Genomic DNA, 19,040 nt, shown 5'->3' with positions numbered 1-19,040 from the left:
TCCCGAAGGCCGGTGGACCGTCCGCGCCGGGCCGCGCTCGACGTGCTGACCGCCGTGCGCGTCGACGACGCGTACGCCAACCTGGTCCTGCCGCAGGTGCTGCGCAAGCACCGGCTCGAGGGACGCGACGCCGCCCTCGCCACCGAGCTCGCGTCGGGCGCGATCCGGATGCACGGGCTCTACGACCCCGTGATCGATGCCTGCCTGACGAAGCCCCGGCTCCAGCCCGAGGTCCGCGACGTGCTCCGGCTCGGCGTGCACCAGCTGCTGTCGATGCGGGTCCCCGACCACGCGGCTATCTCCACCAGCGTGGACCTGGTCCGCGCGTCCGTGGGCCAGGGCCCGGCCGGTCTCGTCAACGCGGTCCTGCGCAAGGTGAGCCGGGAGGACCTCGACGCCTGGGTCGCGGCCGTCGCGCCCGAGCGCACCCGCGACCTGCGCGGTCACCTCGCGGTGGCGCAGTCGCATCCGCGCTGGGTGGTCGACGCGCTCGCGGCGGCCCTCGGCGCCGACGACGGGCTCGAGGAGCTCCTCGCCGCCGACAATGCCGCCCCGCGCGTCACGCTGGTGGCTCGCCCGGGCCTCGCGGACGTCACCGAGCTGGAGGCCGCCGGGGGCACCCGCACCAGCCGGTCGCCGTACGGCGTCGTGCTCGACGGGGGCGATCCGGCGGCGATCCCCGCGGTGGCCGAGGGACGGGCCGGCGTGCAGGACGAGGGCTCGCAGCTCGTGGCGCTCGCGATGACGGACGCTCCGATCGAGGGCCGTGACGAGCGCTGGCTCGACCTCTGCGCCGGCCCCGGGGGCAAGGCTGCACTGCTGGCGTCGCTCGCGGCCCAGCGGGGTGCGGTGCTCGTGGCCAACGAGCGCCAGCCCCACCGGGCGGCCCTGGTGGCCTCGGCCATGCGCTCCGTCCCCGCTCGGGCGGTCCGGGTGGTCGCCGGTGACGGGGTGCGACCGGCCTGGGTGCCGGGCACCTTCGACCGGGTGCTCGTCGATGCGCCGTGCTCGGGGCTGGGAGCGCTGCGGCGGCGCCCCGAGTCGCGCTGGCGGCGGACGCCCGAGGACCTGGACGTGCTCGTCACCCTCCAGCGCGCGCTCCTGGACGCGGCGGTCGAGTCGGTGCGTCCGGGCGGCGTGGTCGTCTACGCGACGTGCTCCCCGGTGCTGGCCGAGACCACCGGCGTCGTCGAGGCGGTGCTGGCCGGGCGCGACGACACGGTCGAGGTCGACCGGTTCCAGCTCTGGCCGCACCGTGACGGCACCGACGCGATGTTCGCCGCCAGGCTGCGCCGGCGCGCGCTGGTCTGACGGCCGGTCACGGGCGGCGTCAGTCGTCCTGCAGGTGGCGCAGGTAGGACCACGGCTCGGCGAGGTAGCGCCGCCAGTGGTCGACGAGGTCGAGGTCGTCCCACGACGTCTCGCGCAGGCCCCACGGTCCGGCCTCGAGGATCCGCGCGCCCGGCATCGCGGCGAGCACGGGGGAGTGGGTCGCGCACAGCACCTGGCCGCGGCGGGCGACCAGCCGCTGGAGGGTCGCGATGAGGCCCAGCGTGGACGAGAACGACAGCGCCGCCTCGGGCTCGTCGAGGCAGAAGAAGCCGCGCCCGGTGAAGCGGGACTCGAGGACGGCCAGGAAGGACTCACCGTGGCTCAGCGAGTGGAAGGCGACGTCCGGGTCACCGGAGGTCTTCGGGTTGTCCTCGATGTAGGAGTACCAGCCGTGCATCGTCTCGGCACGGAGGAAGAAGCCCCACTTGGACGCTCCCGCCCCGCGCACCAGCTGGAGTGCGTCGCCGAGCGCCGACTCGGTCGGCCGGGTCGAGTGCATGCTGTGCGTGCTCCCTCCCTCCGGCGACAGCCCGAACGCGGTCGCGACCGCCTCGACGATGGTCGACTTGCCCGACCCGTTCTCCCCGACGAGGAACGTCACCCCCGGCTCGAGGTCGAGCCCGTCGGCCAGCACCTGCGCGACGGCCGGGATGGACGCCGGATAGGCGTCCGCCCGCAGCCCGTGGTCGGCGCGCGCCTCCGCGCGGCGCACCGGATGTCGTGGGAAGTCGTCACCCCTGAACGGCATGGCGGCCACCGTAGCGAGCCCCACCGACCGCGCTCCCGGAGCGCCCGGCGGACCTGTTCACCGGGATACGAAGAATTGGTCATCTCCGCGCCGCGTGTTCACAACCTTGGAGTATCCGAGCATGATGGGGTGAGCGCGTCGCATCGGAGGGATGCGGAGGGCGTAGGGGGAGCAGGAAACACATGCGGTTGCGGAACAGTCTCGGGATCGTCGCGTCGGGCGTGGCGGTGGCAGCGCTGTGGGCTGCACCGGCCCACGCCGAGAGCCGGACACTGTCCGGACCGACCACCGGCGATCCGGACACCTTCCTCACCTACGTGTCCTGCGACGCCGTCTTCGGCCAGGGCGTGGCACCGCAGTCGCGCATCAACCTCGGCCCCTACTCCGCGCCCCTCGGCCGCCGCTCGCTCGGCATCGTGCCGGCATCGGGCGGCAGCGCCTCCGGGCCGTACTCCCGCTTCGGCTCGCTCGCCGGCATCGACACCTCGCTGTCGGTCGCCGCGACCGCGGGCACGCAGGGTGTCTCGTACGTCGTCGCGATCACGGCCGACAGCCCCGCAGGCACCGCGTGGGCGGGCCGCGCCGACGTCACCGTCCCGGCCGGCGGCTGGACCCAGGTCTCCTCCGCCGAGCTCACCTACGACTGGTCTCTGGTCGACCTGAGAACCCGCAAGCCGGTCTCCGCGGCCGGGTCCGCCACCCCGGCCGGGTTCGCGGGCCAGCACGGCGACGGCGCGGGCTTCACCGTCACCGGCTTCGGGTGCGACTCCCGGCCGTTCAACCTCGACGCCGTCCGCGCGGGCGGCTCGACCTTCGACTTCGAGGGGCTCTCCCTCTCCACCACCATCGGCGGGCCGGTCAAGCAGGTCGACGCCGGTGCCGAGGTGACCCTGACGGGGCGCGTCGCCGACGGCAACGGCCGCGTCACCGGCGACCCGCTCGTGCTGGAGTCGCGCACCGGCAACGGCGCGTGGGCGCCGGTCGGCGGTCCGCAGCTCGCCGACGCCGACGGCCTGGCGCGCGTCGTCGTACCCGTCGCGGAGACCACCGAGTTCCGCTGGCACCGCCCCCAGTCGCAGTACGCCGACGAGGGCTGGTCCGACGCCTTCACGGTCACGGTCGCGCAGGCGACTCCGTCCGAGGCTCCCGCCAAGAAGTAGTCCGCACGGCTAGGTTGGGGCGATGGCGTCCCCCTTCGTCGAGATCGAGGTCGACGACCGCGTCGTCAAGGTGACCAACCCCGACCGCGTCTACTTCCCGCCCGTCGACGGCGGGCCCGGGGCGACGAAGCTCGACCTCGTCGAGTACTACCTGTCCGTCGGCGACGGCATCGTCAACGCCCTCCTCGAGCGCCCGTGCATGCTGCACCGCTTCCCCAAGGGCCTGGCCGGCGACAAGGTGCACCAGAAGCGGCTGCCCGCCGGCGCTCCCGCATGGGTCGAGACCGTCCAGCTGTTCTTCCCGCGGTGGAAGCGGACCGCCGACGAGCTGTGCGTGACCGAGCTCGCCAGCGTGATCTGGGCGGTGCAGATGTCCACCGTCGAGTTCCACCCGTGGAACAGCCGCCGCGCCGACACCGAGAAGCCCGACGAGTGGCGCATCGACCTCGACCCCGGGCCTGCGTGCGACTGGGGCACCGTCCAGCGGGTCGCCCACGTCGCCCACGAGGTGCTCGACGAGCTCGGCGCCACCGGGTTCCCCAAGACCAGCGGCGGCTCGGGGCTGCACGTCTACGTGCGGATCCCGCCCGACCACGGCTTCCAGGACGTACGACGAGGTGCGCTGGCCTTCGCGCGCGAGGTCGAGCGGCGCGCCGGGGGAGAGGTCACCACGGCGTGGTGGCGCAAGGACCGGGACCCCGCGCAGCTGTTCGTCGACTACAACCAGAACGCGCGCGACCACACGATCGCCGCGGCCTACTCCGTGCGCGGCGTGCCCCGGGCACGGGTCTCCGCACCGATCCGGTGGGACGAGGTCGACGCCTGCGAGCCGGACGACTTCACGATCTTCACGATGCCCGGGCGGTTCGCCGAGATCGGCGACCTGCACGCCGACATCGACGGGCACCCGTTCGACATCTTGCCCCTGCTGGAGTGGGCCGACCGCGACGACGACGAGGGTGCGGAGGCACCGCCCGAGCCCGAGGACTCCTGACCGGACGGCTCCCGGCCCGAGGCACAGCGTCCGCACAGGTCGTCCTCATCTGGCTCTCACCGGGGCTCCGTAGCGTCGATCCATGACCACCGACTGCTCGACCCAGCCCCGCAGCGACCGGGTGTCCGTCGTCGTCAACACCGCCTCCCGCACCGGGCTGCGGGCGCTCCCGCTGGTCGAGGCCGCCCTCCGGTCGGTGTCCGACGACGTGCGGGTCCGGCCCGCCCACGGCGGCGGCGAGCTGGTGGACGCCCTCCAGGTCGCGGTCGCCGACGAGCCCGACCTGCTGGTCGTCGGAGGTGGCGACGGCACGATCGCGTGCGCCGCGGGGCTCGTGTCCCGCACCCGGACCACGCTGGGGGTGCTCCCGCTCGGCACGGCCAACGACTTCGCCCGCACCCTCGAGATCCCGTCGGTGCTCGAGCAGGCCGTCGCGACGCTGACCACCGGCAAGGTGGTCGACGTCGACCTCGGTCTCGTCGATGGCCGGGCCTACCTCAACGTCGCCTCGGTCGGCCTCTCGGTCGCGGTCACGCAGCGGCTCACGCCGGGCCTCAAGCGACGCCTCGGTCGCTTCGCCTACCCGGCCGCCACCCTGGCGGCGTACCGCTCGCACCGACCGTTCGCCGCGCGGCTCGAGCTCGAGGACGGCACGGTCCTGGAGCTGCGCGACCTGATGCAGGTCGCGGTCGGCAACGGCCGGCACTACGGCGGAGGGCTCACCGTCGCCCCGAACGCCTCCATCGACGACCACCTCCTCGACGTGTACGCCGTCGAGCAGGGGCGGCTGCGCGACCATGTCTCGGTCGCCCGCCTGCTGCGCACCGGACAGCTCGTCGAGCACGACCGGGTCCACCACCTGACCGCACGCCGGATCCGCATCGTCACCGACGAGCCGCTGGAGGTGAACCTCGACGGCGAGATCGCCGCCCGGACGCCCGCGACGTTCGAGGTCGACCGCAACGCGCTGCACGTCGTCGTACCCGTCGGGAGCCGAGCCGCCCGGATGGACCAGGAGCAGACTCCCTAGGATCGTCCCCGTGGGCATCCAGATCACGCCGAGCATCCTCAACGCCGACCTGTCGCGCCTGGCCGACGAGGTGGCGCGCATCCCCAGCGCCGACTGGGTGCACGTGGACGTGATGGACAACCACTTCGTGCCCAACCTGACGCTGGGGCTGCCGATCATCGAGTCGCTCGCCCAGCACGCGAGCCAGCCGATCGACGTGCACCTGATGATCGAGGACGCCGACCGGTGGGCGCCGGCCTACGCCGAGGCCGGCTGCGGTTCGGTGACCTTCCACGCCGAGGCGGCCAAGGCCCCGGTCCGGCTCGCCCGGGAGATCCGCTCCCAGGGCGCGCGGGCCTCGATGGCACTCAAGCCGGCGACGCCGATCGAGCCCTACGAGGCGCTGCTGCCCGAGCTCGACATGGTGCTGATCATGACCGTCGAGCCGGGCTTCGGTGGCCAGAAGTTCCTCGACCTGTGCCTGCCGAAGATCCGCACGGCGCGTGAGCTGATGCGCAAGCACGGTGTCGAGACCTGGCTCCAGGTCGACGGCGGCGTCTCGCTCGAGACCATCGAGCGGTGCGCCGAGGCCGGTGCCGACGTGTTCGTGGCGGGCTCGGCCGTCTACTCCGCCGACGACCCCGACGCCATGGTCCGCGAGCTCCGCCAGAGTGCCGAGGCCGCGAGCGCCTAGGTGCCGCTCCGTAGGTTGGGCCCATGACCGAGTCCGTCTGGGACTACCCGCGTCCCCCCGCGGTCGACCCGAGCAGCGAGCACGTCGTCGTCACGCACGGAGGCGTCGTGGTCGCCGACACCACCAGCAGCCTGCGCGTGCTCGAGACGAGCCACCCGCCGACCTACTACCTGCCGCTGTCGTCGTTCGCCGACGGTGTCCTCCGGCCCGGCCAGGGCGGCTCGTGGTGCGAGTGGAAGGGCCAGGCGGCCTACTTCGACGTGGTGGTCGGCGAAGAGGTGCTGGCCTCGATCGCGTGGACCTACCCGACGCCGTCGAAGGGCTTCGAGGTGCTGCTCGACCACGTCGCGCTCTATCCCGGTCGCGTGGACCGCTGCACGGTCGACGACGAGGTCGTGGTGCCGCAGCCGGGGAACTTCTACGGCGGCTGGATCACCTCGCGCGTGACCGGTCCGTTCAAGGGCTCTCCGGGCACCTCGGGCTGGTAGCCGCGAGCGCTGGGCCGCCCGGCCAGGAGGCTCAGCTGGCGAACAGGGTCAGCCGCTGGCGGATGATCTTGCGGCGCAGGACCACCCGGCGCTTGCCGTCGTTGCCGATCCTGAGCCGGTCGAGCTCCCACCCACCGTGCTCGGCGCGCTCGACGAGCATCCGGGTGACGACGTTGCGGGAGAGGTCGCGGGGAAGCACGAGCGTCTCGAACTCCCACTCGATGCCTCGGCCGGGCGGGCGGCGCTGGATGCGGGCCATCTGCTCTCCTTGCTCCTCGGTGACGGGTGTGGGCTGGATGCGTGGGACGAGAACCGGCGCCGCCGCGGACCTATTCCGCGGAGACGTCGTCGAGCGCGTCGAGGATCTCGACGGGGAGCGTGAGGTCCTCGACGCCGAGGGCCCCGTCGAGCTGGGCCGCGGTGCGGGCGCCGACGATCGGGGCGGTGACGCCGGGCCGGTCGCGGACCCAGACCAGCGAGACCTCGAGCGGCGACCAGCCGAGCCCGTCGGCCGCGCGGGCCACGGCCTCGACGATGCCGCGCGCGCGGTCGTCGAGGTAGACGCTGACGAAGCGGCCGAAGTGCTCGGTGGCGGCGCGCGAGTCGGACGGCGTACCGGTGCGGTACTTCCCGGTGAGCACGCCGCGGCCCAGCGGGGACCACGGCAGGACGCCGAGGCCGAGGGCCTGGGCGGCGGGCACGACCTCGTGCTCGACGTTGCGGTTGAGCAGGGAGTACTCGACCTGCGTCGACGCGAGCGGCGTACGTCCGGGGACGGCGCGCTGCCAGGTCGCGGCCTGGGCGGTCTGCCAGCCGGTGTAGTTGGAGATCCCGACGTAGGACACGCGGCCGGACGAGACCGCCAGGTCCAGCGCGTGGAGCGTCTCCTCGAGCGGCGTCTCGTCGGTCCAGACGTGCACCTGCCACAGGTCGACGTGGTCCACGCGGAGCCGCTTGAGCGAGGCGTCGAGGGTCGAGAGCAAGGTGCCGCGCGAGGTGTCGGTGACCCGCTCGCCCGTACGACGCGAGATGCCGGCCTTGGTGGCGAGGACGACCTCGTCGCGGCTGACGACGTCGCCGATGAGCGTGCCGATCAGCTCCTCGCTCGCACCGTCGCCGTAGCCGGCCGCGGTGTCGAGCAGCGTGCCGCCGGCCTCGGCGAAGGCGACGAGCTGGTCGCGGGCCTCGTGCTCGTCGGTGTCGCGACCCCACGTCATGGTGCCGAGACCGAGTCGGGAGACCTTGAGCCCAGTGGCACCGAGGGAACGCTGCTGCATGCAGGCGAGACTAGTCACGCGCCCGTCAGGTTCGTTGCAGGGACGCGCCCGTAGGCTGACGCCTCGTGATCGATCTCCTCAAGGCCGTGGTCCTCGGCGTCATCCAGGGACTGACCGAGTTCCTCCCGATCTCGAGCAGCGCCCACCTGCGGATCTTCCCCGAGCTCTTCGGCTGGGGCGACCCGGGAGCCGCCTTCACGGCGGTCATCCAGATCGGCACCGAGCTCGCGGTGCTCATCTACTTCCGCAAGGACATCTGGCGCATCGGCAACGCCTGGGTGCGCTCGCTGTTCCGCGCCGAGCACCGGGGCACGCTGGACGCCCGGATGGGCTGGTACGTCATCATCGGCTCGCTGCCGATCGTGGTGCTGGGCGTGCTGCTCAAGGACGTGATCGAGCGCGACTTCCGCAACCTCTGGATCGTCGGCTGCACGCTGATCGTGCTCGGCATCGTGCTCGGCGTCGCCGACCGGGTCGGCAGCACCGACCGCACGATCAAGAAGATCACCCTCAAGGACGCCGTGCTGATGGGTGTCGCCCAGGCGCTGGCCCTGATCCCCGGCGTCTCCCGCTCCGGGGCCACCATCTCGATGGGCCGCTTCCTCGGCTTCGACCGCGAGGCCGCCACGCGGTTCGCGTTCCTGCTGGCGATCCCCGCCGTCGTCGGTGCCGGCCTCTTCGAGCTGAAGGACATCCCGGACGGTCACAACGACTTCGGCTGGGGTCCGACGCTCGTCGGCACCGTGGTCTCGTTCGTCGTCGGGTACGCCGCCATCGCCTGGCTGCTGCGCTACGTCAGCACCCGGTCCTACACGCCGTTCGTCGTCTACCGCATCCTGCTCGGGGCGGGGGTCCTCATCCTGCTCGGCGTGGGCGTGCTGAACCCCTGAACGTCTGCAGCAGGATCACCAGCGCCACGACCTGGGTGAGCGCGACCACCACGACGAGCGCGAGCAGCGAACGCTCGTAGAGCCAGCCGGCCGTGACACCGCCGACGATGGCCAGCGCACCCTGGATCCCCGCGAAGACGCCGTACGCCGTCGCCCGCCGCGGTGCCTCCACGAGGTCGGCCACCACGGCCTTGATCGTGGAGTCCTGCACGCCCTGCGCGATACCCCACACCACGACACCGGCGAGGACGGTCCACAGCGCCGGGCCCAGCGCGAGCGCCGGGACGAGGGCCACGAGCACCGGCACGACGAGCAGCACGCGGGTGCCGGTGCGGTCGTAGACGGACCCGACGACCAGGGCGGCCACGGCCTCCACCGCCATCGCGCCGGCGTAGACGAGCGGGACGGCGGCGACGGGAAGCAGGCCGTCGATCGTGAGGTGGTAGCCGATGATGCCGAAGGTCACCAGGCCGCCGGTGGTGAGCGAGGCCGCGAAGGCGTAGCGGAAGAAGTCGCCCGACAGCCCGGCGCCGACGGCCTCGGCCCACCACCCCCGGCGCTCGACCGGTGCCTCCATGGCGGCGGGCGCCGGCTGGTCGTCGTACACCCCCGGGTCGGGGACGCGGGCGCGGAGCGTGAGGAGCAGGACCATCGCGATCGCCCCGGGCACGGCGAGGACCGCCATGCCGACCCAGAGCGACGACGCCGCGACGACCGCCGCGACGAGGAGCGGGCCGGCGAACGCGCCGACCTGGTCGAGGGCCTTGTGGACGCCGAAGCCCCGGCCGCGCCCCACCGCGGTCGCGACGTGCGCGAGGAGCGCCGACTTCGACGGCGACCGGACCGCCTTCCCGAGGCGCTCGAGCAGGATCATGGTCGCCGCGAAGCCGAGCCCGGCCACGCCGAGCCGCGGGGCCAGCCAGAGCAGCGGCACGCAGACGGCGGTCAGGCCGTAGCCGACGATGGTGAGCGACCAGTAGCGGCCCGTGCGGTCGGCGATCGGGCCGAACGCCAGCCGCAGGACCAGGGCGACCGCCTCGCCCGCCCCGGTGACCAGTCCGACGACCACGGCGGAGGCCCCGAGCGCCGCGAGCACGGGTCCGTAGACCGAGCGGGCGCCCTCGTAGACCATGTCGGCGGCCAGGCTGACGAAGCCGAACCACCAGACCACCCGCCACGCCGACGGAGCGGTCCGCGACGCTGGGGTCACAGCCACCCGGACTTCTTGAACCACGCCCACAGCGCCGTGACCATGCCGCCCATGAGCAGCAGGGAGAACGGGTAGCCGTAGGTCCAGTGGAGCTCGGGCATGTGGTCGAAGTTCATGCCGTAGATGCCGGCCACCAGCGTCGGTACGACGACCAGCGCGGCGCCCGCCGAGATCTTGCGCATGTCCTCGTTCTGCTGCACCGAGATCCGGGCGAGGTGGGCGTCGAACGCGGACGACAGGAGGGAGTCGAGGTTGTCGACGACCTCGGCGACCCGCTGGAGGTGGTCGGCGACGTCGCGGAAGTAGGTCGCGGTCTCGCTCGAGATGCTCGGGTGGACCCCCATGGCGAACTTGCGCATCGGCTCACGCAACGGCAGGACGGCGCGGCGCACCTCGGCGATCTCGCGCTTGAGGACGTAGATGCGCGTGGAGTCGTCGGTGCGGGCGGGGGAGAAGACGGACTCCTCGACCTCGTCGACGTCCTCCTCGAGGGCGGCGCCGACCTTCTCGTACTCGTCGACCACGCGGTCGCAGATCGCGTAGAGCACCGCCATCGGGCCGTGCTCGAGGACCTGGGCGCGGTCCTCGAGGTCCTTGCGCGCCGCGGCCAGGTCGATGCCCTTGCCGTGCCGGACGGTGACCACGAAGTCGCGGCCGACGAACATGTTGATCTCGCCGGTCTCCACGGCGTCGTGCTCGTCGACGTACCAGAGCGTCTTGATGACCAGGAAGAGCATGTCGTCGTAGCGCTCGAGCTTGGGCCGCTGGTGGGAGTCGCCGGCGTCCTCGACCGCGAGCGGGTGCAGGTCGAACGTCTTGGCGATGAGGTCGAGCTCGTCGGGGGTCGGGTCGTGGATGCCGATCCACTGGAAGTCGCCCGGGTCGCACGGGACCCGTGCCGAGCCGAGGCTCTGGTCGTCGCCGTCGCCGAGGGGGACACGCCTGCCGTCGTGGTAGAGCGCGTTGTCGACGATCACGCGCTCAGGCTAGTCCCACTAGCCTGCCCACTATGGCAACCCTGATCCTCGTGCGACACGGTCGTTCGTCGGCCAACACGGCCGGTGTCCTCGCGGGCCGCACGTCCGGCGTGCACCTCGACGAGACCGGCCTGGAACAGGCGGTCGCGGTCGGTGAGCGGCTCGCCGGCGTCCGCCTCGCCGCCGCCGTCACCAGCCCGCTCGAGCGGTGCCGAGAGACCGCGAAGGAGATCACGTCGCGCCAGGCCGAGTCGCTGCGCGCGAGCGTGGACAAGCAGCTCTCCGAGTGCGACTACGGCGAGTGGCAGGGCCGCCCGATCAAGGAGTTGGCCAAGGAGAGGCTCTGGAAGACCGTGCAGGCGCAGCCGTCGGCGGCGACGTTCCCCGGCGGCGAGTCGATGCGCGCGATGCAGGACCGCGCCGTGGCCGCCGTACGACGTCACGACGCCCGCATCGCGGCCGAGCACGGCGACGACGCGGTGTGGCTCGCGGTCAGCCACGGCGACCCGATCAAGTCGATCCTCGCCGACGCCCTCGGCACCCACCTGGACCTGTTCCAACGCATCCACGTCGACCCGGCGTCGGTGTCGATCATCCGCTACACCGAGTCGCGCCCCTTCGTGGTCGGCACCAACACCCATGCCGGCGACCTGTCGTGGCTCACCCCGCCGAAGAAGAAGGGGCGCTCGCGCCGGGCGTCCGGCGACGCCGCCGTCGGTGGTGGCGCCGGGCCGCAGACGGCCACGTCCTAGGCTGAAGGACATGCCAGTCGTGCACCGTTTCGACCCACCCGAGCGCTTCGTCGCCGGCACCGTCGGCGAACCCGGCCAGCGCACGTTCTTCCTCCAGGCCCGCGAGGGTGCGCGGATGGTGAGCGTCTCCCTCGAGAAGCAGCAGGTCGAGGCGCTCGCCGAGCGCATCGACGAGCTCCTCGACGAGATCATGCGTGCGGCGAGCGACGACCTGCTGATCCCGGCCATCGCGCCCCGCGACCTGGCGGACAGCCAGCCGCTGGAGCAGCCGATCGAGGAGGAGTTCCGCGCCGGCACCATGACGCTGTCGTGGGACGGTGCCGACGAGCGCGTGGTGATCGAGGTCTTCCCGTTCACCGAGGCCGCCGTCGTGTCGCCCGAGCAGCTGCAGGAGGACCTCGAGGACCTCCTCGAGCCGGAGCCGGAGGAGATCTTCCTCGTCCGGATCACCGCGGCCGCCGCGCGCTCGTTCGTCGAGCGGTCACGCACGGTCATCGGGGCCGGTCGCCCGGACTGCCCGTTCTGCGGCGAGCCGATCGACCCCGCTGGCCACCTCTGCGTCCGGGCCAACGGCTTCCGACGTCGTGATCCCTGATCCCACCCTGTCCGGCGCGCTGCCGGACGGCTTCCCGACCGGTGAGCTCGTGCTCCACGGCCGCGTGCTGCCTGCCTCCAACGCGACCTTCGTCGGCGAGCTCGGCGGCGTGCGCGTGGTCTACAAGCCGATCGCGGGGGAGAAGCCCCTGTGGGACTTCCCCGACGGCACCCTCGCCGCCCGCGAGGTGTCGGCGTACGCCGTCTCCGCCGAGCTCGGCTGGGACATCGTCCCGCCGACCGTGCTGGGCGACGGACCCCACGGCCCCGGCATGGTGCAGCTGTGGCGCGACGAGGTCGACGACCAGTCGCCGGTCGACATCGTCGAGGAGGGGCGGGTCCCGTCCGGGTTCCGCCACGTCTTCGACGGCCTCGACGCCCACGACCAGCCGGTCTCCCTGGTCCACGAGGACTCCGAGCCGATGCGCCGGATGGCGCTCTTCGACGCCGTGGTCAACAACGCCGACCGCAAGGGCGGGCACGTCCTGCCCATGGCCGACGGCCACCGCCACGGCGTCGACCACGGCCTCACGTTCAACGTCGAGCACAAGCTGCGCACGGTGCTGTGGGGCTTCGTCGGCGAGCCGATCACCGACGAGGAGGGCGACGGCCTGCGCCGGCTGTCCGCGGCTCTGGGCGGCGACCTCGGCGCGAGGCTCGCCGGGCTGCTCACCCAGGAGGAGCTCGAGGTGACCGCCAAGCGGCTGGGCCGGCTCCTGTCCCGTGGCACCTTCCCCGCGCCGGCGTCCTCGCGGTACCCCGTCATCCCCTGGCCCCCGTTCTGATCCGCCTCGCGCAGGTCCGTCCCGGCCGCTGAGGACCGGCCGATAGGCTGCGCCACATGCGAGCCTGGTCCGCCCCTGACGTCCCGAAGCTGCCCGTCACCGGGCCTGCCGTACGGCTCCACGACACCGCCACCGCGACGGTCGTCGAGACCTCGCCCGAGGGCCCGGCCCGGATGTACGTCTGCGGGATCACGCCCTATGACGCGACGCACATGGGGCACGCCGCGACCTACGTCGGGTTCGACCTGCTCAACCGCGCCTGGCGCAACGCCGGGCTCGAGGTGAACTACGTCCAGAACGTCACCGACGTCGACGACCCGCTGCTGGAGCGGGCCGCGAAGGTCAAGGTCGACTGGGTCGAGCTCGCCGAGCGCGAGACGCAGCTGTTCCGCGACGACATGGAGGCGCTGCGCGTCCTCCCGCCGGCGCACTACATCGGCGCCGTCGAGTCGATCCCTCAGGTCATCGCGCTGATCGAGCGCCTCGAGGAGGCCGGAGCGGTCTACCGGGTCGAGGACGACCTGTACTTCTCCGTCACCGCCGACGAGCGCTTCGGCTCGGTCTCTGGCCTCGCCCGCGACGCGATGCTCGAGATCTTCCCCGACCGCGGCGGCGACCCGGACCGCGAGGGCAAGCGCGACCCGCTCGACTGCCTGCTGTGGCGCGCCGAGCGCCCCGGCGAGCCCGCCTGGGACAGCCCGTGGGGTCCCGGTCGCCCTGGCTGGCACATCGAGTGCTCGGCGATCGCGCTCGACCACCTCGGCACGGCGTTCGACGTCCAGGGCGGCGGCAGCGACCTGGTCTTCCCGCACCACGAGATGTCCGCCGGCGAGGCGCAGGTCGCGCACCCCGGCGAGAGCTTCGCCCGGACCTACGCGCACGCCGGGATGGTCGCCTACGACGGCGAGAAGATGTCGAAGTCGCGCGGCAACCTCGTCTTCGTCTCCGCCCTGCGGATGAGCGAGGTCGACCCGATGGCGATCCGCCTGGTGCTGCTGCGCCACCACTACCGCAGCGACTGGGAGTGGACCGACGACCAGCTCTGGGACGCCGTCGACACCCTCGTCACCTGGCGCCGCGCGCTCGCCCTCGGAGCCGGTGCTGCGTCCGAGCCGGTCGTCACCGCCGTGCTCGCCGCACTGGCCGACGACCTCGACGCGCCCACAGCGGTGACCGCAGTCCAGGCGTGGGTCGACGCCACGCTGGGCACGACCGGGCTGGCCGACACCTCCGACCGCGAGGCCGCAGCGACCATCCACCGGCTCCTCGACGCCGCGCTCGGCCTGTCGCTCTGACGTCGTACCCGCTCACGGTGCGGCGCACCGCCGGGCCGGCAATCAGTCGGAGTCGCGGCGCTTGAGGTAGCGCTCGAACTCCCGGGCGATCGCCTCGCCGGAGGCCTCGGGGAGGTCGGCGGTGTCGCGGGTCTCCTCGAGCGCCCGGACGTAGTCGGCGACGTCCTCGTCCTCGGCCGCGAGCTCGTCGACCCCGCGCTCCCACGCCTTGGCGTCCTCGACCAGGTCGCCGAGGGGCATCGGCGTCTCGAGCAGCTCCTCGAGCTGGCCGAGGAGCGCGAGCGTGGCCTTGGGGCAGGGCGGCTGCGCGACGTAGTGGGGGACCGCGGCCCAGTAGGACACCGACGGGATGTCGAGCTGGGTGCAGGCGTCGCCGAAGACCCCGACGATGCCGGTCGGGCCCTCGTAGGTCGACTGCTCGAGGTCGAGCCGGTCGACGAGCTCGGGCTCGGAGGCGGTGCCGGTCACCGGGATCGGGCGCGTGTGCGGGCTGTCGGCGAGCAGGGCGCCGAGCGTCACGACCAGCTCGGCACCGAGGTCGTCGCACGCGGCGAGCAGCTCGGCGCAGAACTGGCGCCACTTCATGTTGGGCTCGATCCCGCGGACCAGGATGATGTCGCGGTCGAGGCCGACCGGGCGCGCCACGGCGATCCGCGTCGTCGGCCAGGTGAGGCGACGGTGGCCGTTGTCGTCGGTCGTGATCACGGGACGGTTGACCTGGAAGTCGTAGAACTCCTCCGGGTCGATGGCGCCGATGATCTCGGCGTTCCACTGCTCCATCAGGTGGTCGACGAGGCCGGACGCTGCGTCGGCTGCGTCGTTCCAGCCCTCGAAGGCGGCGATCACCACGGGGGAGACGAGGTCCTGCACGTCGTCGAACTCGATCACCTCCCCAGACTAGGGCGATCCCCCCAGCCGGGGCGCCCGACCCAGCCGTCGTGACCGGTTCTTGATGATTTCGTGGCCGTGTCGGCGGGTGCCACGATGTGGGAACCAGGTCCGCGTGCCGGACACACGTTCCTAGGCTTGGTGCGTACGCCGCGCGCGCCGCGCCGGCATCGAGGAAGGCCACATCGTGAACCCGCAGCACCGCCCGGACGCCACCGACGCCCTGACGTCGATCCTGAGCGAGCGGATCATGGTGCTGGACGGCGCGATGGGCACGGCGATCCAGCGCGACCGCCCCGACGAGGCGGGCTACCGCGGCGAGCGCTTCGCCGACCACCCGAGCGACCTGGTGGGCAACAACGACCTGCTGTCGATCACCCAGCCCCAGATCATCCGGACCATCCACGAGGAGTACCTCCGCGCGGGCGCCGACGTGATCGAGACCAACACGTTCAACGCCAACGCCGTCTCGCTCGCGGACTACGGCCTCGAGGATCTGGCCTACGAGCTGAACCTCGAGTCGGCCCGGCTCGCGCGCGCTGCGGCCGACGCCGTCGCCACCGACGACCGGCCGCGCTGGGTCGCCGGAGCGCTCGGTCCCACGACGCGGACCGCGTCGATCTCGCCCGACGTCAACGACCCGGGCGCACGCAACGTGTCCTTCGACCAGCTGGCCGAGGCCTACCTCGTGGCCGCCCGCGGCCTGGTCGACGGCGGGTCCGACCTGCTGGTGGTCGAGACGATCTTCGACACCCTCAACGCCAAGGCCGCGATCTTCGCCGTCGAGACGCTCTTCGAGGAGCAGGGGCGCCGGTGGCCGGTCATCATCTCCGGCACGATCACCGACGCCTCCGGACGCACGCTCTCGGGACAGGTCACCGAGGCGTTCTGGGACTCCGTGCGGCACGCCCGTCCGCTGGCGGTCGGCCTCAACTGCGCGCTCGGTGCCCGCGACATGCGGCCCTACGTCGCCGAGCTGTCCCGCCTGGCCGACTCGTTCGTCAGCGTCTACCCCAACGCGGGCCTGCCCAACGCGTTCGGCGAGTACGACGAGACCCCCGACCAGACGGCCGGGGTGCTCGCGGAGTTCGCGGAGGCGGGCTTCCTCAACTTCGTCGGCGGGTGCTGCGGCACCACGCCCGACCACATCGGGGCGATCGCGAAGGCGGTCGAGGGCAAGGCGCGTCGCGAGCCCGTGACCCACCAGCCGGTCATGCGCCTGTCCGGGCTCGAGCCGCTGACGATCACGGAGGAGAGCCTCTTCGTCAACGTCGGTGAGCGCACCAACATCACCGGCTCCGCGCGCTTCCGCAAGCTCATCAAGGACGGCGACTACGACACCGCCCTGACGGTGGCCGCGCAGCAGGTCGAGGCCGGCGCGCAGGTCATCGACGTCAACATGGACGAGGGCATGATCGACGGCGTCGCCGCGATGGACCGCTTCCTCAAGCTGATCGCCGCGGAGCCCGACATCAGCCGCGTGCCGGTGATGGTGGACTCGTCGAAGTGGGAGGTCATCGAGGCCGGCCTCAAGTGCGTGCAGGGCAAGGCGATCGTCAACTCCATCTCGATGAAGGAGGGCGAGGAGCCGTTCCGCGAGCACGCCCGCCTGTGCCGCAAGTACGGCGCCGCGGTGGTCGTGATGGCGTTCGACGAGGACGGCCAGGCCGACAACCTCGCGCGGCGCAAGGCCATCTGCGAGCGGGCCTACCGGATCCTCGTCGACGAGGTCGGCTTCCCGCCCGAGGACATCATCTTCGACCCCAACGTCTTCGCGGTCGCGACCGGCATCGAGGAGCACGCCACCTACGGGCAGGACTTCATCGAGGCCACCCGCTGGATCAAGGAGAACCTGCCGGGCGCCAAGGTCAGCGGCGGCATCTCCAACGTGTCGTTCTCCTTCCGCGGCAACAACCCGGTGCGCGAGGCGATCCACGCCGTCTTCCTGTTCCACGCGATCCGCGCGGGCCTCGACATGGGCATCGTCAACGCGGGTGCCCTGGTCGTCTACGACGAGGTCGATGACGAGCTGCGCGAGCGCATCGAGGACGTCGTGCTCAACCGGCGCCCCGACGCCGCCGAACGGCTGCTCGAGATCGCCGAGGAGCACAACCGGTCCGCCGAGGCCGACGAGGTCGCCGAGGACGAGTGGCGCTCGCTGCCGATCGGGGAGCGGATCACCCACTCGCTGGTCAAGGGCATCGACGCGCACGTCGAGTCCGACACCGAGATCCTGCGCCAGGAGATCGCCGATCGTGGCGGTCGACCGATCGAGGTCATCGAGGGTCCGCTGATGGACGGGATGAACGTCGTCGGCGACCTGTTCGGCGCCGGCAAGATGTTCCTGCCGCAGGTGGTCAAGAGCGCCCGCGTGATGAAGAAGGCCGTCGCCTACCTCATCCCGTTCATCGAGCAGGAGAAGCTCGACAACCCCGAGCTCGCCACCGCCAAGGACACCAACGGCACCATCGTCATGGCCACGGTCAAGGGCGACGTGCACGACATCGGCAAGAACATCGTCGGCGTGGTCCTGCAGTGCAACAACTACGAGGTCATCGACCTCGGCGTGATGGTGCCGGCCCAGAAGATCCTCGACACCGCGGTCGAGGTGGGCGCCGACATCATCGGCCTGTCCGGGCTGATCACCCCGTCGCTCGACGAGATGGTCAACTTCGCCGCCGAGATGCAGCGACAGGGCCTGGACATCCCGCTGCTCATCGGCGGCGCGACCACCTCGCGCGCCCACACCGCGGTGAAGGTCGACCCGAAGTACGACGGCCCTGTGGTCTGGGTGAAGGACGCCTCCCGCTCGGTGCCGACGGCCGCGGCCCTGCTCCACGAGACCGGCCGGACGAAGCTGATGGCCGACGTGCAGTCCGACTTCGACTCCCTCCGCACCCGCCACGCGGCCAAGCACGACCGGCCGATGACCACCCTCGAGCACGCCCGCGCCAACGCGACCACGGTCGACTGGACCGGCTACCAGCCGCCGGTCCCGGCGATGGGGACGGGCGTGCGCGTGTTCCGCGACCACGACCTCGCCGAGCTGCGCCCCTACATCGACTGGCAGCCGTTCTTCAACGCGTGGGAGATGAAGGGCTCGTTCCCCGACATCCTCAACAACCCGACGTCCGGCCCGGCCGCCCGCAGGCTGTACGACGACGCGCAGGCGATGCTCGACCAGATGATCGAGGAGAAGTGGATCCGCGCCCACGGCGTGGTCGGGTTCTTCCCCGCCGCCTCCGTCGGCGACGACATCGAGCTCTATGCCGGCGACGACCGGAGCGAGGTGCACGCGACGCTGCACCACCTGCGACAGCAGGGCGAGCACCGCGACGGCGTACCGAACCGGTCGCTGGCCGACTTCGTCGCGCCGAAGGAGTCCGGGCTGGTCGACCACGTCGGCGGCTTCGCGGTGACGGCGGGCGACGGGCTGTCCGAGCGGGTGGCGGCCTTCCGCGCCGACCTCGACGACTACAACGCGATCCTCATCGAGTCGCTGGGCGACCGCCTGGCGGAGGCCTTCGCCGAGCGGTTGCACGAGCTGGTGCGCACGGACCTCTGGGGCTACGCGCCCGACGAGGACCTCGACAACGTGGGTCTCATCAAGGAGCAGTACGACGGCATCCGCCCGGCCCCCGGCTATCCCGCCTGCCCGGAGCACACCGAGAAGCTGACGCTGTGGGAGCTCCTCGACGTCCAGGCCAGCACCGGCATCGAGCTGACCGAGTCGATGGCGATGTGGCCGGGCGCCTCGGTGAGCGGCTTCTACTACTCCCACCCCCAATCGCAGTACTTCGTCGTCGGCCGCCTGGCGCGCGACCAGGTCGCCGACTACGCGGAGCGCAAGGGCTGGACGCTCACCGAGGCGGAGCGGTGGCTCTCACCCAACCTCGGCTACGACCCGGAGGACTGAGGCGGATCGCCACTGGGCCTAGCGTCGCTGG

18 protein-coding genes are annotated in these 19,040 nt (G+C 72.0%); 12 read left to right on the top strand and 6 right to left on the bottom strand.

Annotated features, from left to right (window positions below; genetic code table 11):
- Positions 1–12 precede the first annotated feature (12 nt).
- A complete protein-coding gene (locus tag EUA93_RS16785; RefSeq protein WP_242497469.1) occupies positions 13–1,311 on the top strand; it encodes an RsmB/NOP family class I SAM-dependent RNA methyltransferase in 1,299 nt (432 codons plus the stop codon).
- 19 nt (positions 1,312–1,330) lie between these two features.
- On the opposite strand, the gene EUA93_RS16780 is transcribed toward EUA93_RS16785, so the two are convergent.
- Entirely contained in the window at positions 1,331–2,080 is a 750-nt protein-coding gene (locus EUA93_RS16780) for an AAA family ATPase (RefSeq protein WP_129401458.1), read from the bottom strand.
- A gap of 182 nt (positions 2,081–2,262) precedes the next feature.
- Here EUA93_RS16780 and EUA93_RS16775 point away from each other — a divergent pair, with 182 nt between their 5' ends.
- The 5 genes from EUA93_RS16775 (at position 2,263) to EUA93_RS16755 (ending at position 6,425) form a co-directional block, all read left to right on the top strand.
- Positions 2,263–3,240: a hypothetical protein gene (locus EUA93_RS16775; protein ID WP_129401457.1), complete on the top strand. Its 978-nt coding sequence runs from the start codon at positions 2,263–2,265 to the stop codon at positions 3,238–3,240.
- Between the two features lie 22 nt (positions 3,241–3,262).
- Positions 3,263–4,234: a non-homologous end-joining DNA ligase gene (gene ligD / locus EUA93_RS16770; RefSeq protein ID WP_129401456.1), complete on the top strand. Its 972-nt coding sequence runs from the start codon at positions 3,263–3,265 to the stop codon at positions 4,232–4,234.
- 82 nt (positions 4,235–4,316) lie between these two features.
- Positions 4,317–5,264, top strand: a complete 948-nt coding sequence (locus EUA93_RS16765) for a lipid kinase (protein WP_129401455.1) — start codon at positions 4,317–4,319, stop codon at positions 5,262–5,264.
- Positions 5,265–5,274: 10 nt separating this feature from the next.
- Positions 5,275–5,937 carry a ribulose-phosphate 3-epimerase gene (gene rpe / locus EUA93_RS16760; RefSeq protein ID WP_129401454.1) on the top strand — a complete coding sequence of 221 codons (663 nt, stop codon included), beginning with the start codon at positions 5,275–5,277 and terminating at the stop codon, positions 5,935–5,937.
- 23 nt (positions 5,938–5,960) lie between these two features.
- Entirely contained in the window at positions 5,961–6,425 is a 465-nt protein-coding gene (locus tag EUA93_RS16755) for a DUF427 domain-containing protein (RefSeq protein ID WP_129401453.1), read from the top strand.
- Between the two features lie 31 nt (positions 6,426–6,456).
- Here EUA93_RS16755 and EUA93_RS16750 read toward each other — a convergent pair whose 3' ends face one another.
- Together EUA93_RS16750 and EUA93_RS16745 are read right to left on the bottom strand one after the other, a co-directional pair.
- A complete protein-coding gene (locus tag EUA93_RS16750) occupies positions 6,457–6,684 on the bottom strand; it encodes a DUF5703 family protein (protein ID WP_165355202.1) in 228 nt (75 codons plus the stop codon).
- A gap of 70 nt (positions 6,685–6,754) precedes the next feature.
- Positions 6,755–7,702: an aldo/keto reductase gene (locus tag EUA93_RS16745; protein ID WP_129401452.1), complete on the bottom strand. Its 948-nt coding sequence runs from the start codon at positions 7,700–7,702 to the stop codon at positions 6,755–6,757.
- A gap of 68 nt (positions 7,703–7,770) precedes the next feature.
- Between EUA93_RS16745 and EUA93_RS16740 the strand changes: the two genes are divergently transcribed.
- The gene (locus EUA93_RS16740; protein ID WP_129401789.1) at positions 7,771–8,592 is read left to right on the top strand and encodes an undecaprenyl-diphosphate phosphatase; all 822 of its coding nucleotides are present in this window, start codon (positions 7,771–7,773) and stop codon (positions 8,590–8,592) included.
- Here EUA93_RS16740 and EUA93_RS16735 read toward each other — a convergent pair.
- Together EUA93_RS16735 and corA are read right to left on the bottom strand one after the other, a co-directional pair.
- Complete coding sequence (locus EUA93_RS16735; protein WP_242497468.1) at positions 8,558–9,808, bottom strand: MFS transporter; 1,251 nt, start codon at positions 9,806–9,808, stop codon at positions 8,558–8,560. The two genes, EUA93_RS16740 and EUA93_RS16735, sit on opposite strands and share 35 nt — an antisense overlap.
- Positions 9,799–10,779 carry a magnesium/cobalt transporter CorA gene (corA, locus tag EUA93_RS16730; RefSeq protein ID WP_129401451.1) on the bottom strand — a complete coding sequence of 327 codons (981 nt, stop codon included), beginning with the start codon at positions 10,777–10,779 and terminating at the stop codon, positions 9,799–9,801. The genes EUA93_RS16735 and corA overlap by 10 nt, the downstream gene beginning before the upstream one ends.
- Before the next feature lie 32 nt (positions 10,780–10,811).
- On the opposite strand from corA, the gene EUA93_RS16725 reads away from it, so the two are divergent.
- The 4 genes from EUA93_RS16725 to mshC are packed head-to-tail and all read left to right on the top strand — an operon-like array spanning position 10,812 to position 14,205.
- Positions 10,812–11,531: a histidine phosphatase family protein gene (locus tag EUA93_RS16725; protein WP_129401450.1), complete on the top strand. Its 720-nt coding sequence runs from the start codon at positions 10,812–10,814 to the stop codon at positions 11,529–11,531.
- Positions 11,532–11,541: 10 nt separating this feature from the next.
- Complete coding sequence (locus EUA93_RS16720) at positions 11,542–12,126, top strand: DUF3090 domain-containing protein (protein ID WP_129401449.1); 585 nt, start codon at positions 11,542–11,544, stop codon at positions 12,124–12,126.
- Positions 12,116–12,910 (top strand): SCO1664 family protein, encoded by a 795-nt coding sequence (locus tag EUA93_RS16715; protein ID WP_242497467.1) that lies wholly within the window; start codon positions 12,116–12,118, stop codon positions 12,908–12,910. The genes EUA93_RS16720 and EUA93_RS16715 overlap by 11 nt, the downstream gene beginning before the upstream one ends.
- A gap of 56 nt (positions 12,911–12,966) precedes the next feature.
- Positions 12,967–14,205 (top strand): cysteine--1-D-myo-inosityl 2-amino-2-deoxy-alpha-D-glucopyranoside ligase, encoded by a 1,239-nt coding sequence (gene mshC / locus EUA93_RS16710; protein WP_129401448.1) that lies wholly within the window; start codon positions 12,967–12,969, stop codon positions 14,203–14,205.
- A 42-nt stretch (positions 14,206–14,247) separates the two neighbouring features.
- On the opposite strand, the gene EUA93_RS16705 is transcribed toward mshC, so the two are convergent.
- Positions 14,248–15,093: a PAC2 family protein gene (locus EUA93_RS16705; RefSeq protein ID WP_129401447.1), complete on the bottom strand. Its 846-nt coding sequence runs from the start codon at positions 15,091–15,093 to the stop codon at positions 14,248–14,250.
- A 250-nt stretch (positions 15,094–15,343) separates the two neighbouring features.
- Here EUA93_RS16705 and metH point away from each other — a divergent pair, with 250 nt between their 5' ends.
- A complete protein-coding gene (metH, locus tag EUA93_RS16700) occupies positions 15,344–19,009 on the top strand; it encodes a methionine synthase (RefSeq protein WP_207208843.1) in 3,666 nt (1,221 codons plus the stop codon).
- The last annotated feature ends 31 nt before the right edge of the window (positions 19,010–19,040 follow it).

The organism is Nocardioides oleivorans (assembly GCF_004137255.1).
GTDB lineage: Bacteria > Actinomycetota > Actinomycetes > Propionibacteriales > Nocardioidaceae > Nocardioides > Nocardioides oleivorans.
This window is presented reverse-complemented; position numbering and strand designations above follow the sequence as displayed.